The organism is Bacillus sp. SIMBA_031 (assembly GCF_046535225.1).
Lineage (GTDB): Bacteria > Bacillota > Bacilli > Bacillales > Bacillaceae > Bacillus > Bacillus velezensis.
In genome coordinates, this window is record NZ_JAWRXC010000001.1 from 776,096 (window position 1) to 794,239 (window position 18,144).

Genomic DNA, 18,144 nt, shown 5'->3' on the forward strand with positions numbered 1-18,144 from the left:
CACCATAACGAATCATACAAAATCATGTTAAAATAGAGAAAAAAGAAGGTACCTCATCACCTGCGGAGGTACCTTCACTTATGATGTTTTAAGGGAGGGATACTGTCTGAATGGAACAGTTATCAGTAAACAGAAGACAGTTTCAGATTCTTCTGCAGCAGCTTAATATGACAGATGATACCTTCATGACATACTTTGAAGACGGAGAGATTGATAAACTGACAATCCATAAAGCAGAAAAGGCCTGGCATTTCCAATTTCGCTTTAAGGCTCTTCTGCCGTATCAAATATATGATTCATTCATGATGAGGTTAACACAATCGTTTGCTCACATCGCCCGTGTCACATCGTCTGTTCAGGTCATCGACCCTACAGTGACAGAGGAGCTTGTACAGGATTATTGGACACGCTGTATTGAAGAGCTTGAAGGAACCTCGCCGCCGATGGTGGCTCTTTTGAATCAGCAGAAGCCGAAGCTCAAGGGAAACAAACTGATCGTGAAAACAAAAACAGATACAGAAGCATCTGCGCTCAAAAATAAATACAGCGCGCTGATTCAGCACAGCTACCGCCAATTCGGCTTTCCGGAACTGCAGCTGGATACCGAAATTTTCGTATCTGACCAAGAAGTCCAGAAATTCCGCGAGCAAAAGCTTGCTGAAGATCAGGAGCGGGCGATGCAGGCGCTTATCGAGATGGAGAAGAAGGAAAAAGAGGGCGATGAGGATCAGGCACCGTCCGGACCGCTTGTCATCGGCTATCAAATTAAAGAGAACGAAGAAATCCGGACGCTTGACAGCATCATGGATGAAGAAAGAAGAATTACGGTGCAGGGGTTTGTGTTTGATGCTGAAACACGCGAGCTGAAAAGCGGACGCACGCTCTGCATTTTCAAAATCACGGACTATACAAACAGCATTTTAGTAAAAATGTTCGCCAGAGAAAAAGAAGACGCCGCTTTGATGAAAACGCTGAAAAAAGGCATGTGGGTGAAGGCGCGGGGAAGCATTCAAAACGATACATTCGTCAGAGACCTCGTCATGATTGCAAATGACGTGAATGAAATAAAAGCCAAAACCCGTGAAGACACCGCTCCTGAAGGCGAAAAACGGGTTGAGCTTCATCTGCATTCTCCGATGAGCCAAATGGATGCTGTAACGGGCATCGGAAAGCTTGTCGAACAGGCGAAAAAATGGGGACATGAAGCGATTGCGTTAACTGATCATGCCGTTGTGCAGTCTTTCCCGGATGCCTATTCCGCCGCGAAAAAACACGGCATTAAAATGATTTACGGAATGGAAGCCAATATCGTAGATGACGGCGTTCCGATCGCATACAATCCAGCTCACCGTCTACTGGAAGAAGACACATACGTCGTCTTTGACGTTGAAACGACAGGTCTGTCCGCAGTGTATGACACCATCATTGAGCTTGCCGCAGTCAAAATAAGAGGCGGAGAAATCATCGATAAATTCGAAGCGTTCGCCAATCCGCACCATCCGCTGTCAGCAACGACGATCGAGCTTACCGGGATTACGGATGACATGGTCCGCGACGCTCCCGATGTCGTTGACGTCGTACGGGATTTTAAAGAATGGATCGGCGATGACGTGCTTGTGGCTCATAACGCCAGCTTTGATATGGGATTTTTAAATGTGGCGTACAAGCGTCTTTTGAAAACGGAAAAAGCGAAAAATCCGGTCATTGATACGCTGGAACTCGCGCGTTTCCTGTATCCTGAGTTTAAAAATCACCGCTTAAATACGTTATGTAAGAAGTTTGATATCGAATTAACCCAGCATCACCGAGCGGTCTTTGACGCTGAAGCAACGGGCTACCTGCTGTTGAAAATGCTCAAAGATGCCGCTGAAAAAGACATTTTTTATCATGATCAGCTGAATGAGAATATGGGACAATCCAATGCTTATCAGAGATCAAGGCCTTATCACGCTACATTGCTTGCCGTGAATGAGACCGGCCTTAAAAATCTGTTTAAGCTCGTGTCCATTTCTCATATTCAATATTTCTACAGAGTGCCGCGCATTCCGAGGTCGCAGCTTAATAAATACAGAGAAGGTCTGTTAATCGGTTCTGCCTGTGACAGGGGAGAGGTCTTTGAAGGCATGATGCAAAAATCTCCTGAAGAGGTTGAAGATATCGCATCCTTCTATGATTATCTTGAAGTGCAGCCGCCGGAAGTATACAGACACCTTCTGCAGCTTGAGCTCGTCCGGGATGAAAAAGCGCTGAAAGAAATCATCGCCAACATTACAAAGCTCGGAGAAAAATTGAATAAGCCGGTCGTGGCTACGGGAAATGTCCACTATTTAAACGATGAGGATAAAATTTACCGGAAGATCTTAATATCTTCCCAAGGCGGCGCCAACCCGTTAAACAGACACGAACTGCCTAAAGTGCACTTCAGAACGACAGATGAAATGCTGGAGGCTTTCTCCTTCCTCGGTGCGGAAAAAGCGAAAGAAATCGTGGTTGACAATACGCAGAAAGTCGCTTCGATGATCGATGAGATCAAACCGATCAAAGACGATCTGTACACGCCGAAAATTGACGGAGCCGATGAAGAGATCCGTGAAATGAGCTATCAGCGCGCCAGAAGCATTTACGGTGAAGAGCTTCCCGAAATTGTGGAAGCGAGAATAGAAAAAGAATTAAAAAGTATCATCGGTCATGGATTCGCCGTTATTTATCTCATCTCTCATAAGCTTGTAAAACGGTCTCTGGATGACGGTTATCTCGTCGGCTCCCGGGGGTCCGTCGGTTCATCGCTTGTGGCGACCTTAACGGAAATTACTGAAGTGAACCCGCTCGCTCCGCACTACGTGTGCCCGAGCTGCCGATATTCCGAATTCTTTAATGACGGATCAGTCGGTTCCGGTTTTGACCTTCCGGATAAAAGCTGCCCGTCTTGCGGCACCCCTTTGAAAAAGGACGGACATGATATCCCGTTTGAAACGTTCTTAGGCTTTAAAGGTGACAAAGTACCCGATATCGACTTGAACTTCTCAGGTGAGTATCAGCCCCATGCCCATAACTACACGAAAGTATTGTTCGGTGAAGATAACGTGTATCGCGCGGGAACGATCGGCACCGTCGCGGAAAAGACGGCTTACGGATATGTGAAAGGCTATGCGGGTGATCACAACCTACACATGCGCGGCGCGGAGATCGACCGTCTGGTGCAAGGCTGTACCGGCGTTAAGAGAACGACCGGCCAGCATCCGGGGGGGATTATCGTTGTCCCGGATTACATGGATATTTACGATTTTTCACCGATACAATTCCCGGCAGATGCGACGGGGTCTGAATGGAAAACGACTCATTTTGACTTCCACTCCATTCATGACAACCTGCTGAAGCTTGATATATTAGGGCACGATGATCCGACCGTCATCCGGATGCTCCAGGATTTAAGCGGAATTGATCCGAAGACGATTCCGACAGATGATCCGGAAGTTATGAAGATTTTCCAAGGCACAGAATCGCTCGGCGTTACTGAAGAGCAGATTGGCTGTAAAACGGGGACGCTCGGCATTCCTGAATTCGGGACGCGATTTGTGCGGCAGATGCTTGAGGATACGAAGCCGACGACGTTCTCCGAGCTTGTCCAGATTTCCGGGCTTTCTCACGGAACGGACGTATGGCTCGGCAATGCGCAGGAACTGATACACAACAATACGTGTGAACTGAGCGAAGTGATCGGCTGCCGTGATGACATTATGGTTTACTTGATCTATCAGGGCCTTGAGCCTTCACTGGCCTTTAAAATCATGGAATTCGTCCGTAAAGGCAAAGGCCTGACGCCGGAATGGGAAGAAGAAATGAAAAAGAACAATGTGCCGAACTGGTATATTGATTCATGCAAAAAAATCAAATACATGTTCCCGAAAGCCCACGCCGCCGCATACGTGCTGATGGCGGTGCGGATTGCCTATTTTAAAGTGCATCACGCGCTTTTATATTATGCTGCGTATTTTACCGTCCGCGCAGATGACTTTGACATTGATACAATGATTAAAGGCTCGACCGCCATCAGAGCGGTGATGGATGATATCAGCTCTAAAGGGCTTGATGCTTCGCCGAAGGAGAAAAACCTTCTTACCGTGTTAGAGCTTGCGCTTGAAATGTGTGAGCGCGGCTATTCCTTCCAGAAGGTCGATCTATACCGTTCGAGCGCTTCGGAATTTATCATTGACGGCAACAGTCTCATCCCGCCGTTCAACTCAATTCCGGGACTCGGAACCAACGCCGCTCTCAATATTGTGAAAGCGCGGAAAGAAGGGGAGTTCCTTTCAAAAGAGGATCTTCAAAAACGCGGAAAAGTGTCAAAAACCATTTTAGAGTATTTAGACCGTCACGGCTGTCTTGAGTCGCTTCCGGACCAAAATCAGCTGTCTCTGTTTTAAGCTTTGTGCACAGCCTCCGAGCGGAGTTTGATTTGCATTAAATATATGGTTATGGTATAGTTTTATTGGAAATGCTAACGATTACTGAGGCAAAGAGTGGGGAAACCCGCTCTTTTGTATTGAACAGGCAATTTTGCCTCGACATGTCCATCGTTTTCTCAATGCCCCTGCTCTTTAGAAGCAGGGTTTTTATGCAGAGGAACGGCTGATATGATATCGACAGCACAAGGAGGAAAAACATGAGCAAAAAAGTGACTGATACCGTTCAAGTAATGGCTCAGCCCATACTGGATGACCTTCAGCTTGAACTCGTAGACATTGAATTTGTCAAAGAGGGTCAAAACTGGTTCCTTCGCGTGTTTATTGATTCCGAGAACGGTGTTGATATTGAGGAGTGCGCCAAAGTCAGCGAAGCGTTAAGCGAAAAGCTGGATGAGGCCGATCCGATCACCCAGAACTACTTTCTTGAAGTATCTTCTCCTGGAGCCGAGCGTCCATTAAAGAAAAAAGCCGACTTCGAAAAATCACTGGGCAAAAATGTGTACATGAAAACGTACGAACCGATTGACGGTTTAAAAGTGTTTGAAGGCAAATTGGCTGAATTCGATGGACAAACTGTTACAATAGAGATGACGGTCAAAACAAGAAAGAAACGGGTCAATATTCCGTATGAAAAAATAGCTAACGCAAGATTAGCTGTAACATTTTAATGAATGAAGTATTAGTGTTTAAGGGGGGAGACCGCTAACATGAGCAGTGAACTATTAGATGCTCTCACTATTCTTGAAAAAGAAAAAGGCATCAGTAAAGACATTATCATCGAAGCAATTGAAGCTGCCTTAATTTCCGCGTACAAGCGAAATTTTAACCAGGCGCAAAACGTACGGGTCGATCTGAACCGTGAGACGGGCACGATCCGCGTGTTCGCAAGAAAGGATGTCGTAGACGAGGTATACGATTCAAGACTTGAAATCTCGCTTGACGACGCCCAGCACATCCATCCGAACTACCTTGTCGGAGATGTCGTTGAAATAGAAGTAACGCCGAAAGACTTCGGCCGCATTGCTGCGCAGACGGCGAAACAAGTGGTGACGCAGCGTGTCCGTGAAGCTGAGCGCGGCGTGATTTACTCAGAATTTATCGATCGTGAAGAAGACATCATGACGGGAATTGTACAGCGCTTAGACAGCAAGTTTATTTACGTGTCTCTCGGCAAGATTGAAGCGCTGCTGCCCGTCAATGAACAAATGCCGAATGAGAGCTATAAACCGCACGATCGGATTAAAGTATTTATCACAAAAGTCGAAAAAACGACAAAAGGGCCGCAGATCTATGTATCAAGAACGCATCCTGGTCTGTTGAAGCGTCTTTTTGAAATCGAAGTGCCGGAAATTTATGACGGAACGGTCGAACTGAAATCCGTTGCCAGAGAAGCGGGCGACCGCTCTAAAATCTCCGTCCGCACTGATGACCCTGACGTTGATCCGGTCGGTTCATGCGTCGGTCCTAAAGGCCAGCGCGTGCAGGCGATCGTCAATGAACTGAAAGGCGAAAAAATTGATATCGTTAACTGGTCTGATGATCCGGTTGAATTTGTTGCCAATGCGCTCAGCCCGTCTAAAGTGCTGGATGTCATCGTCAGCGAAGAAGAAAAAGCCACGACTGTCATCGTTCCTGATTACCAGCTTTCTCTGGCAATCGGAAAAAGAGGGCAAAACGCCCGCTTAGCCGCGAAACTGACAGGCTGGAAAATCGATATCAAAAGTGAAACGGATGCAAGAGACCTTGGCATCTATCCGAGAGAGCATGAAGAAGATGACGATTTAGAGCCGCTCTTTATGGAGCCTGAAACAGCCGAATCGGATGAATAAGAGGTGACTTTAGGTGAATAAGCGAAAAAAAATTCCTCTGCGCAAATGCGTGGTAACGGGGGAAATGAAGCCTAAAAAGGAACTGATCCGAATTGTCCGTTCTAAAGAAGGAGAGATTTCAGTCGATTCGACCGGAAAGAAGAACGGACGGGGTGCCTATATCACCCTTGAGAAAGAATGCATCTTAGCTGCGAAAAAGAAAAACACATTGCAAAATCAATTTCAATCACAAATCGATGACCAGATTTTCGAAGAATTGCTGGAACTGGCGGAAAAGGTGAAAAAATAACATGTCTGGAATGGAATGGTTTCCCTTGCTGGGTCTGGCCAATCGAGCTCGTAAGGTCGTGTCGGGCGAGGACTTGGTTATAAAAGAAATTAGAAATGCGCGTGCAAAACTTGTTCTGCTGACAGAAGATGCATCTGCGAATACTGCAAAAAAAGTATCCGATAAATGCAATTATTATAAAGTGCCTTATAAAAAAGTCGAAAGCCGCGCGGATCTCGGCCGCTCTATCGGCAAGGAATCACGTGTCGTTGTCGCCGTCACTGACCAAGGTTTTGCGAATAAGCTGATCAGCTTGCTCGATTAATATTTTTGGGGGTGAACGAATGGCTAAAATGAGAGTTTACGAATATGCAAAAGCCATCAATGTTTCAAGCAAGGAAATTTTGACTGCGCTGAAAAACATGGATATAGTAGTAAATAACCATATGGCAATGCTTGAAGAAAAGACCATTAAGCAGCTTGATGCGAAATTTAAAAAAGGCGGCGCCGGCGTTACATCTCAGAAGCCTGCGGAAACGAACAAAAACAAGCCGCAAGGGATTAATCAGCAGCCTGCTGGGAATCAACCAAACAAAATTCGAGACGGAAAGAAGAATGACGTGCAGAATAATCAATTTAACAAAAACAAGAAGAATAACAACAACAACAAAAACAAAAACAAACGCAATCATAACAACAAAAATCAGTATCAGCAAAAACCGATGAAGCCGAAAAAAGAGCTTCCTGAGAAAATTACGTTTTCCGGCTCTTTAACAGTCGGAGCTTTAGCCGAGGAACTGGGCAAAGAGCCGTCTGAACTCATTAAAAAACTGATGCTTCTGGGCGTAATGGCTACGATTAACCAGGAGCTTGACAAAGACACAATCGAACTGATCGCATCTGAATACGGTGTAGAAACAGAAGAAGTGATTGTGCTTGAAGAAACTGAGCTTGAAAAATATGAAGAGGCTGACAAAGAAGAAGATCTTCAAATCCGTCCGCCTGTCGTGACGATCATGGGCCACGTTGACCACGGGAAAACGACCCTCCTTGACAGCATCAGAAAGACAAAAGTTGTTGAAGGTGAAGCCGGCGGAATCACCCAGCATATCGGGGCTTACCAGATCGAAGAAAACGGCAAAAAAATCACGTTCTTAGATACTCCGGGACACGCGGCGTTCACAACAATGCGCGCGCGCGGTGCGGAAGTAACTGATATTACCATTTTAGTCGTAGCGGCTGATGACGGCGTTATGCCGCAGACAGTCGAAGCCATCAACCATGCGAAAGCGGCTGAGGTTCCGATTATCGTTGCCGTGAATAAAGTGGATAAAGAAAGCGCGAACCCTGACCGTGTCATGCAGGAGCTGACTGAATACGGACTCGTTCCTGAAGCATGGGGAGGAGAAACGATTTTCGTTCCTCTGTCCGCTCTTACAGGCAAGGGAATTGACGAGCTTGTCGAAATGATTCTGCTTGTCAGTGAAGTGGAAGAGCTGAAAGCCAATCCGAACCGTCAGGCAAAAGGAACGGTTATTGAAGCTGAGCTCGATAAAGGAAGAGGATCTGTCGCGACACTTCTCGTTCAAACGGGAACATTGAATGTCGGAGATCCGATCGTTGTCGGAAATACATTCGGCCGCGTGCGGGCCATGGTCAATGATCTCGGCCGCCGCGTGAAAACAGCCGGACCGTCCACACCTGTAGAAATTACGGGCTTAAACGACGTACCGCAGGCTGGCGATCAATTCCTCGTCTTTAAAGACGAAAAAACAGCCCGTTCTGTCGGTGAAGCACGTGCTTCCAAGCAACTGGAAGAACAGCGCAGCGACAAAGCGAAGCTGAGCCTCGATGATCTGTTTGAACAAATTAAACAAGGCGATGTTAAAGACATCAATTTAATCGTAAAAGCTGACGTTCAAGGTTCAGCCGAAGCGTTAACAGCCGCTCTTCAAAAAATTGAAGTAGAAGGCGTAAAAGTGAAAATCATTCACACAGGTGTCGGTGCGATTACGGAATCAGACATCATTCTCGCATCTGCTTCAAATGCAATCGTTATCGGGTTTAATGTACGCCCAGACGGAAATGCTAAGAGCACGGCTGAAGCTGAAAATGTAGATATCCGTCTTCACCGTATCATTTACAAAGTCATCGAAGAAATTGAAGCGGCGATGAAAGGAATGCTTGATCCTGAATACGAAGAAAAAGTCATCGGTCAGGTTGAAGTGCGCCAAACATTCAAAGTGTCGAAAATCGGCACGATTGCCGGCGGATATGTAACAGACGGCCACATTACACGTGACAGCGGACTCCGCCTGATCCGTGACGGCGTGGTCATCTTCGAAGGGGAAGTAGACGTTCTGAAACGCTTCAAAGATGATGTGAAAGAAGTTTCACAAGGATATGAATGTGGTATTACAATTAAGAAATACAATGACATTCGCGAAGGTGACATCATTGAAGCGTATGTCATGCAGGAAATCGAAAGAAAGTGATCGGATTTGCGGAATGTGAATGCATCATTTATGATGCGGGATCATTAAAGGAGAAACGAGCCGTTCTGAAGCGGATTATAACGAGGGTTCAGAATAAGTTCAACGTGTCGGCCGCAGAAATCGGCTATCAGGACACTTGGCAGCGGACCAGCTTCGGAATCGCCGTCGTCTCCTCCTCTCACGTTCAGGCGGAAAAGGAGATCCAGCGTGTACTCGCGTTTATTGACTCCTTTCCCGAAATAGAACGGACGATCACTAGAACAGAGTGGTTTTAACTTAGAGGTGATTGAATTGAGTATGAGAGCAAACCGTGTCGGCGAGCAGATGAAAAAAGAGCTCGGGGATATTATCAGCCGAAAGCTGAAAGACCCGAGAATCGGATTTCTCACTGTAACAGACGTACGTGTTTCAGGTGATTTACAAATAGCGAAGGTGTATATCTCCGTTCTCGGCGGAGAGAAAAAGAAAGAGGAGGCGCTGAAAGGGCTTGAGAAAGCGAAAGGATTTATCCGTTCCGAAATCGGCAGCCGAATCAGACTCCGCAAAACGCCTGAGCTTGAATTTGAATTTGATGAATCAATTGAGTACGGCAATCGTATTGAAACATTGATTCACGAACTGCATTCAGATAAACCGTCTGAATAACAAGGAAAGAGGATGGGCGAGTGTCGTCTGTCCTCTTTTCTGCGTTTTACGGGATAAAATTGATAACAAAGGAGCGAAAGACAGATGGTTAACGGAGTTCTCCTTTTACATAAGCCGGTCGGCATGACTTCTCACGACTGTGTAATGAAAATAAGAAAACTGTTAAAAACAAAGAAAGTCGGACATACGGGAACGCTTGATCCGGAAGTGTCAGGCGTACTGCCGATCTGTGTCGGACGGGCCACAAAGATTGTTGAGTACGTCACCGACAAGTCAAAAACGTACGATGCTGAGATCACTCTCGGCTTCTCCACATCGACCGAAGACCAGACTGGAGAAACGGTCAGCGTAAAACCTGTCAAGGAGCCGCTGAAAGAAGCGGATATCAAAGCCGTTTTAGACGAACTGAAGGGACCGCAGGAGCAAGTGCCGCCGATGTATTCCGCTGTAAAGGTCAACGGAAAAAAGCTCTATGAATACGCCAGGGCGGGTATTGAAGTGGAGCGGCCGAAGCGGAATATTACGATTGAAGATATCGCGCTCACTTCCCCTGTCACTTATAACGAAGACACAGCATCATTCCGCTTTACAGTCACGTGCTCAAAGGGCACTTACGTGAGAACATTGGCGGTGACAATCGGTGAAAAACTCGGCTATCCCGCGCATATGTCGCATCTCATCCGCACCGCTTCCGGCGATTTCAGCCTTGATGAGTGTTTCACGTTTGAGGAACTTGAACAGCAGGTTTCAGACGGCATGGTTGCAGAGCATGCCGTGCCGATTGAAAGAGCGCTCAATCATTTGCCGAAATGGGTCATAAGTGATACATTAGCTAAGAAAGCTGAAAACGGGTCGGTGTTTGACATCCCGGCGGAATTTTCTGCAATGACAGCTGACGCCCGTATAGCGGTCTGTACTGAAGACGGAGAATGTGTGGCCATTTATATGCCGCATCCTTCAAAAAAAGGACTGCTGAAACCGGCTAAAGTGCTCATGCAAAAAAGCGAACAATAAGAAAAAAGGTGACCGTTCTGTGAAGACGATACATATTTCTCATCCGCATCATTTACAAAAAGAAGAGCAGCCGGCGTCTGTCATGGCGCTCGGCTACTTTGACGGCGTTCATTTGGGACACCGGAAAGTAATCGGAACAGCCAGACAAATTGCCGAAGAAAAAGGCCTGTCGCTGGCCGTTATGACATTTCATCCCCACCCTTCCCATGTGTTGGGCAGGGACAAAGAGCCAAAGGATCTGATTACGCCGCTTGAAGATAAAATCAGCCAGATCGGGCGTTTAGGCGCTGATGTGCTGTATGTCGTAAAGTTTGATGAAGCGTTTGCGTCTCTGTCTCCAAAACAGTTTGCCGAGGAGTATATTATAGGATTAAACGCGCGGCACGCTGTGGGAGGCTTCGATTTTACGTACGGAAAATACGGAAAAGGCACGATGGAGACGCTGCCGGACGATTTAAACGGCAAGGCCGGATGCACGACTGTCGAGAAACAGACCGAGCAGGACAGAAAGATCAGCTCTACTTATATCCGGTCAGCGCTGCAGGATGGTGACGTTGAACTTGCGCACACTCTTCTCGGTCAGCCGTATTTTATCCGGGGCACTGTGATTCACGGAGACAAAAGAGGCCGCACCATCGGTTTTCCGACCGCGAATGTCGGCCTGCACAACAGTTATATCGTGCCGCCGACAGGCGTGTATGCAGTGAAAGCCGAAATAAAAGGCGAGGTGTATGAAGGCGTCTGCAACATCGGCTACAAACCGACCTTTTATGAAAAGCGTCCCGATCAGCCGTCAATTGAAGTACATTTGTTTAATTTTCAACAGGATGTATACGGAGAAGACGTTAAAATCGAGTGGTACAAACGAATCCGAAGCGAACGGAAGTTTAACGGCATAGATGAACTGACGGCTCAGATCGGGAAAGACAAACAAGAAGCGATCCGTTTTTTCAGCAAATAACGGAAAAAACATCAAAAGTACACAAATTTTCTTCTAAAAGATTTGCATATGGGCGCGATTTTTAGTATCATATGTTTCGTAGTCTTAAAACCATTGCTTGGCAATCCGAAGTCACCGACGGTTGCTAGGTAACTGGGGCTAATTATGATATGGAGGTGAAACAGGATGGCAATTACTCAAGAGCGTAAAAATCAACTCATCAGCGAGTTCAAAACACACGAATCTGATACTGGATCTCCAGAAGTTCAGATCGCTATCCTAACAGACTCAATTAACAACTTGAACGAGCATTTGCGTACTCACAAGAAAGATCACCACTCACGTCGCGGTCTTCTTAAAATGGTAGGTAAACGTCGTAATCTTCTTACGTATCTGCGTAATAAAGACGTAACTCGTTACCGTGAGTTAATTAACAAACTAGGCTTACGTCGATAATCGTAAAAAGCGGGAGGATTCCCGCTTTTTTATCGTATTAAAGCGAAAAAAATAATGATAAAAAAACAATGAAATCCTTTTACATACTACTTTGACATTGATATGTTCAATTCATTTCGTTCATAATAGGAGTAATTGATTATTTCACACATTAAGAGAGGAGCTCGTAATCGAATGGGACAAGAGAAACATGTCTTTACCATAGATTGGGCCGGCAGACAGCTTACAGTAGAAGCCGGCCAGCTTGCCAAACAGGCAAACGGCGCTGTCATGGTCCGCTACGGCGATACTGCAGTGCTCAGCACAGCAACCGCATCAAAAGAACCGAAACCGCTAGATTTTTTCCCGCTTACCGTTAACTATGAAGAAAGATTATACGCAGTAGGTAAAATTCCGGGCGGTTTTATTAAAAGAGAAGGCCGTCCAAGTGAAAAGGCCGTTTTAGCCAGCCGTCTGATCGACCGTCCGATCCGCCCGCTTTTCGCAGACGGATTCCGTAACGAAGTACAGGTCATCAGCATTGTCATGAGTGTTGATCAGGACTGCTCATCTGAAATGGCTGCAATGTTTGGTTCATCACTCGCTCTTTGCGTTTCCGATATTCCGTTTGAAGGCCCGATCGCGGGTGTGACGGTAGGCCGCATTGATGGAAAATTCGTCATCAATCCGACGGTTGACCAGCTTGAAAAAAGTGATATCAACCTCATCGTTGCAGGCACAAAAGACGCCATCAACATGGTGGAAGCCGGAGCGGATGAAGTTCCTGAAGAAATCATGCTTGAGGCGATTATGTTCGGTCACGAAGAAATTAAGCGCCTGATCGCATTCCAAGAAGAAATCGTCGCAGCAGTCGGCAAAGAAAAAACAGAAATCGAACTGTATGAAATTGACGAAGAGCTCAGCGAAAAAGTAAAAAGCCTTGCGGAGCCGGATCTTCTCAGCGCCATTCAGGTTCACGAAAAACATGCTCGCGAAGCCGCGATCAATGAAGTGAAAAATGCAGTTGTCGCGAAATTCGAAGAAGAAGAGCATGATGAAGATACGATTAAAAAAGTGAAACAGACACTGTCTAAACTCGTGAAAAACGAAGTGCGCCGTTTGATCACAGAAGAAAAAGTCCGTCCGGACGGCCGCGGCGTTGATCAGATCCGCCCGCTTTCTTCAGAAGTCGGCCTTCTGCCGAGAACACACGGCTCCGGGCTGTTTACGAGAGGACAGACGCAGGCGCTCAGCGTATGTACATTAGGCGCCCTTGGGGACGTTCAGATTCTTGACGGTTTAGGCGTGGAAGAATCAAAACGCTTTATGCATCATTATAACTTCCCGCAGTTCAGCGTAGGGGAGACAGGCCCGATGCGCGGACCGGGACGCCGTGAGATCGGTCACGGTGCTCTTGGAGAGCGTGCGCTTGAGCCGGTCATTCCGAATGAAAAAGACTTCCCGTATACGGTCCGCCTCGTATCCGAAGTGCTTGAATCAAACGGTTCCACTTCACAGGCCAGCATTTGCGCGAGCACGCTTGCCATGATGGACGCAGGTGTTCCGATTAAAGCCCCTGTTGCGGGTATTGCGATGGGACTTGTGAAATCAGGCGAGTACTATACGGTATTAACGGATATTCAAGGGATGGAAGACGCCCTCGGTGACATGGACTTTAAAGTAGCCGGCACGGAAAAAGGCGTGACAGCGCTGCAAATGGACATTAAAATTGAAGGCCTTTCAAGAGAAATTCTTGAAGAAGCGCTTCAGCAGGCGAAAAAAGGAAGAATGGAAATCTTGAACAGCATGCTCAGCACGCTTGGTGAATCAAGAAAAGAACTTTCTCAATATGCGCCGAAAATTTTAACGATGAACATTAATCCGGATAAAATCCGTGACGTTATCGGACCGAGCGGTAAACAAATCAACAAAATCATTGAAGATACCGGTGTTAAAATTGACATTGAACAAGACGGCACCATCTTTATTTCTTCTACTGATGAAAGCAGCAACCAAAAAGCGAAAAAAATCATCGAAGATCTTGTCAGAGAAGTCGAAGTCGGCCAGCTTTACCTCGGTAAAGTCAAACGGATTGAGAAATTCGGCGCTTTCGTTGAAATCTTCAGCGGAAAAGACGGTCTCGTTCACATCTCTGAACTAGCGCTCGAACGGGTCGGCAAGGTTGAGGATGTTGTGAAAATCGGTGACGAAATCCTTGTGAAGGTAACTGAAATTGACAAACAGGGACGAGTGAATCTGTCGCGTAAAGCAGTGCTGCGCGAAGAGAAAGAAAAAGAACAGGAACAACAACAATCTTAAATGAAAACCTAACAAGGAGCCTGGGAGACCCGGCTTCTTTATTTTGAGAAAGACAACAGACGGGTTCTACCTTGTCCTCCTCATACATAATGTGTGATGAGGGGGGAAGGACATGTTGAAAAAATTCGTGCCGTTTGCCGTTTTTTTATTTCTTTTTTTTGTTTCGTTTGAAATGTTAAAAAACCCGTATACAGTTGATTACATAGACGCAATGAAAAAAGACGCGGTAACTGTGTCAGCATCAAAAGATCCGCTCTATGAAGAATTACTGCAAAAAGCGTCAGAGTATGAAGTGAAGCCGCAAGACGCGCGGATTGATAAAATATGGAAGAGTATACCGGGATATAACGGTTTAAAAGTCAATGTGGAAAAATCCTATAAGCAAATGAAAAAGGACGGAGAATTTCACGAAGACGGCCTTGTCTATGAGCAGGTAAAACCGAAAGTCCATCTTGATTCTCTCGCGCCCGAACCCATTTATAAAGGAAATCCCGACAAACCGATGGTCGCTTTCCTGATAAATGTCGCCTGGGGAAATGAATACGTGGAGCAAATGCTGCCTATTCTGAAGCAGCACCAGGTCAAAGCAACTTTCTTCCTTGAAGGGAAATGGCTGAAAAACAATCAGGAGCTGGGGAAAAAAATAGCGGCAGACGGACATGAAATCGGAAATCATTCATACAATCACCCTGATATGAGCAAACTGACTTCAGGAAGCATTTCCGAACAGCTTGACAAAACCAATGCACAAATCAGCGAGACGCTCGGCATAAAGCCAAAATGGTTTGCGCCGCCAAGCGGCAGCTTCAGAAAAGCTGTGGTCGACCTTGCGGCGGAAAAAGGAATGGGCACCATCATGTGGACCGTTGACACCATTGACTGGCAAAAACCGTCTCCGGCTGTTTTACAAACAAGGGTGTTGAGCAAAATACATAACGGAGCCATGATTTTAATGCATCCGACTGATCCGACTGCGAAAAGCCTGGATACACTGATTGCAAAAATCAAAGAAAAAGGCTACGCGCTCGGCTCAGTGTCTGACTTAATGGATGAAAACAGGCTGATGAAGTAGCAGGCGGTAGTTTGCCTGTCTTTGAATAGGAGGAACAGACTTGATAAAACGCTATACATGCCAAAACGGTGTAAGAGTTGTGCTTGAGAATAATCCAACGGTGCGGTCTGTGGCAATCGGCGTCTGGATCGGGACGGGATCACGCCATGAAACGCCGGAGACAAACGGTATTTCGCACTTTCTTGAGCATATGTTTTTTAAAGGAACAAATACCAGGTCCGCACGGGAAATCGCAGAATCCTTCGATCGGATAGGCGGCCAAGTGAATGCCTTCACTTCAAAAGAATATACGTGCTATTACGCCAAAGTGCTGGATGAGCATGCAAACTACGCACTTGATGTGCTGGCTGATATGTTCTTTCATTCTGCTTTTGACGAAGATGAGCTCAAAAAAGAAAAGAATGTCGTATATGAAGAAATCAAAATGTATGAAGACGCGCCGGATGACATTGTCCACGATCTGCTGAGCAAAGCGACATACGGCAATCATTCGCTCGGCTACCCGATTCTCGGGACGGAGGAAACGCTTTCGTCCTTTAACGGCGATTCTCTCAGACAGCATATGGATGACTTTTACACGCCGGACCGCGTCGTCATTTCTGTCGCCGGAAATGTAACGGAACAATTCATTAAAGACGTGGAGAAATGGTTCGGTACATACGAAGCGAAGGGCAAAGCAAGCGGCATCAGCGAGCCTGAGTTTCATTATGAAAAGCTGACCAGAAAAAAAGACACCGAACAGGCGCATCTCTGTCTCGGTTTCAAAGGCCTGAAAGTCGGAGATCCGGACATTTACGATTTGATCGTCTTAAACAACGTGCTGGGCGGAAGCATGAGCAGCCGTCTTTTCCAGGATGTGCGCGAAGATAAAGGACTGGCCTATTCTGTATACAGCTATCACAGTTCCTATGAAGACAGCGGTATGCTGACGATTTACGGAGGCACCGGCGCGAATCAGCTCGGACTTCTGTCTGAAACCATTCAGGAAACGTTATCGGTTCTAAAACGTGACGGTATCACCCCGAAAGAGCTGGAAAACAGCAAAGAGCAAATGAAGGGGAGCTTAATGCTCAGCTTAGAGAGCACAAACAGCAAAATGAGCCGGAACGGAAAAAACGAACTCCTGCTCGGAAAGCATAAGACCATGGATGAAATTATCACTGAATTAAATGCGGTCAGCCTGGAAAGCGTCAACGGCCTCAGCCGCCGCTTATTTACGGATGATTACGCACTATCGCTCATCAGCCCGACCGGCAATATGCCGGCCTCGTCTTAATCGGCAAAGCAGTCTGCCTCTATACGGGGCAGGCATTTTTTTTTGCTCCGGGTCATATAGTACAAGGGGGTGGCTATCATGAGGCTCAGTGAACTGTCAGGTAAAGAAATTGTGGACATTAAACGGGCAGAGCGGCTCGGCGTGCTCGGCCAGACCGATTTGGAAATTAATGAACAGGACGGACAAATTACCGCGCTGTTGATTCCGACGGTAAAATGGTTCGGATTGCGAAAACAAGGCCACGACATCCGCGTCCCCTGGAACCATATCCAAAAAATCGGGTCAGACATGATCATTTTAGACGTTCCGGGGGAGATCACGCCTCCCGAAGAGTAGATCTTATTCATTTTTTGCAAGCACCGGCTCATACAGCCGGTGCTTTTTTCATGAAAAAGACGCTGTACATTCACCGCCCTTTCTCTTTGCACATACGATGAAGATGAGGATGACACTTAAAAGATCCAGTAACTGTAAAGAAGGTGAACGTTTCAGATGTTAACCGGATTGACAATTGCGATCATTGGCGGTGACGCAAGACAGCTTGAGATTATAAGAAAGCTGACAGAACAGCATGCCGATATTTATCTTGCAGGGTTTGACCAATTGGATGACGGTTTTACAGGTACCGTCAAATGCAAAATCGATGAGATTCCCTTTCAAAAAATAGACAGTATCATCCTGCCCGTATCGGCAACGACCGGAGAAGGCGTTGTTTCCACGGTTTTTTCAAATGAAGAAGTGGTATTAAAGCAGAGCTATCTTGAGCGGACACCGGAGCATTGCGTCATTTATTCAGGCATCTCCAACGCGTATCTTGAGGGGATCGCCAGCGAAGCCGGCCGCAAGCTTGTGAAATTATTTGAGCGGGACGACATCGCGATATTCAACTCGATTCCCACTGTTGAAGGAACAATCATGATGGCGATTCAGCATACGGATTATACCATTCACGGATCAAATGTCGCCGTTCTCGGCATGGGGCGCACCGGTATGACGATCGCCCGGACGTTTGCGGCGTTAGGGGCGAAGGTGAAAGTGGGCGCGCGGAGTTCGGCTCATTTGGCCCGTATAATGGAAATGGGGCTTTCTCCTTTTCAACTTGAAGAGCTTACTGAACATGTAAATGATATTGATATCTGCATTAACACCGTACCGAGCTTGATTCTGAATCAAAGCGTTTTATCGCGCATGACGCCGAAGACCTTGATTTTGGATTTAGCATCCCGTCCGGGCGGAACGGATTTCAAATATGCTGAAAAACAAGGCATTAAAGCGCTGCTTGCTCCGGGTCTTCCGGGAATTGTGGCCCCGAAAACAGCCGGACAGATTATTGCGAACGTATTGAGCAAGCTTTTGGCAGACTTAAAGAAAGAGGGGAAATAACC

16 protein-coding genes are annotated in these 18,144 nt (G+C 46.5%); all 16 read left to right on the top strand.

Features of this window, described 5'->3' with window-relative positions:
• Positions 1-110 precede the first annotated feature (110 nt).
• Positions 111-4,424: a PolC-type DNA polymerase III gene (locus SB724_RS03890; protein WP_012117566.1), complete on the top strand. Its 4,314-nt coding sequence runs from the start codon at positions 111-113 to the stop codon at positions 4,422-4,424.
• Between the two features lie 239 nt (positions 4,425-4,663).
• Positions 4,664-5,134: a ribosome maturation factor RimP gene (rimP, locus tag SB724_RS03895; protein ID WP_032874923.1), complete on the top strand. Its 471-nt coding sequence runs from the start codon at positions 4,664-4,666 to the stop codon at positions 5,132-5,134.
• Between the two features lie 39 nt (positions 5,135-5,173).
• A complete protein-coding gene (gene nusA, locus SB724_RS03900; RefSeq protein WP_003154195.1) occupies positions 5,174-6,295 on the top strand; it encodes a transcription termination factor NusA in 1,122 nt (373 codons plus the stop codon).
• A gap of 13 nt (positions 6,296-6,308) precedes the next feature.
• Entirely contained in the window at positions 6,309-6,584 is a 276-nt protein-coding gene (rnpM, locus tag SB724_RS03905) for an RNase P modulator RnpM (RefSeq protein ID WP_410570144.1), read from the top strand.
• A gap of 1 nt (position 6,585) precedes the next feature.
• Positions 6,586-6,888, top strand: coding sequence for a YlxQ family RNA-binding protein (locus SB724_RS03910; RefSeq protein WP_003154192.1), 303 nt, complete (start codon positions 6,586-6,588; stop codon positions 6,886-6,888).
• A 19-nt stretch (positions 6,889-6,907) separates the two neighbouring features.
• On the top strand, positions 6,908-9,058 hold the full coding sequence (infB, locus tag SB724_RS03915) for a translation initiation factor IF-2 (RefSeq protein ID WP_410570146.1): 2,151 nt from the start codon (positions 6,908-6,910) through the stop codon (positions 9,056-9,058).
• Positions 9,055-9,333: a DUF503 domain-containing protein gene (locus SB724_RS03920; RefSeq protein WP_003154188.1), complete on the top strand. Its 279-nt coding sequence runs from the start codon at positions 9,055-9,057 to the stop codon at positions 9,331-9,333. The genes infB and SB724_RS03920 overlap by 4 nt, the downstream gene beginning before the upstream one ends.
• A gap of 16 nt (positions 9,334-9,349) precedes the next feature.
• Positions 9,350-9,703, top strand: coding sequence for a 30S ribosome-binding factor RbfA (gene rbfA / locus SB724_RS03925; RefSeq protein ID WP_003154185.1), 354 nt, complete (start codon positions 9,350-9,352; stop codon positions 9,701-9,703).
• Positions 9,704-9,787: 84 nt separating this feature from the next.
• Positions 9,788-10,717, top strand: a complete 930-nt coding sequence (gene truB, locus SB724_RS03930; RefSeq protein ID WP_038458038.1) for a tRNA pseudouridine(55) synthase TruB — start codon at positions 9,788-9,790, stop codon at positions 10,715-10,717.
• Between the two features lie 19 nt (positions 10,718-10,736).
• A complete protein-coding gene (gene ribF / locus SB724_RS03935) occupies positions 10,737-11,678 on the top strand; it encodes a bifunctional riboflavin kinase/FAD synthetase (RefSeq protein WP_265971929.1) in 942 nt (313 codons plus the stop codon).
• Positions 11,679-11,843: 165 nt separating this feature from the next.
• Entirely contained in the window at positions 11,844-12,113 is a 270-nt protein-coding gene (gene rpsO, locus SB724_RS03940) for a 30S ribosomal protein S15 (protein ID WP_003154182.1), read from the top strand.
• Positions 12,114-12,287: 174 nt separating this feature from the next.
• Positions 12,288-14,411: a polyribonucleotide nucleotidyltransferase gene (pnp, locus tag SB724_RS03945; RefSeq protein ID WP_044801433.1), complete on the top strand. Its 2,124-nt coding sequence runs from the start codon at positions 12,288-12,290 to the stop codon at positions 14,409-14,411.
• A 112-nt stretch (positions 14,412-14,523) separates the two neighbouring features.
• Entirely contained in the window at positions 14,524-15,483 is a 960-nt protein-coding gene (locus SB724_RS03950; protein ID WP_012117569.1) for a polysaccharide deacetylase family protein, read from the top strand.
• A gap of 40 nt (positions 15,484-15,523) precedes the next feature.
• On the top strand, positions 15,524-16,759 hold the full coding sequence (locus SB724_RS03955) for a M16 family metallopeptidase (RefSeq protein WP_021493675.1): 1,236 nt from the start codon (positions 15,524-15,526) through the stop codon (positions 16,757-16,759).
• A gap of 78 nt (positions 16,760-16,837) precedes the next feature.
• Entirely contained in the window at positions 16,838-17,095 is a 258-nt protein-coding gene (locus SB724_RS03960; RefSeq protein WP_003154176.1) for a YlmC/YmxH family sporulation protein, read from the top strand.
• A 156-nt stretch (positions 17,096-17,251) separates the two neighbouring features.
• Positions 17,252-18,142, top strand: coding sequence for a dipicolinic acid synthetase subunit A (dpaA, locus tag SB724_RS03965; protein ID WP_044801435.1), 891 nt, complete (start codon positions 17,252-17,254; stop codon positions 18,140-18,142).
• Positions 18,143-18,144: the final 2 nt, after the last annotated feature.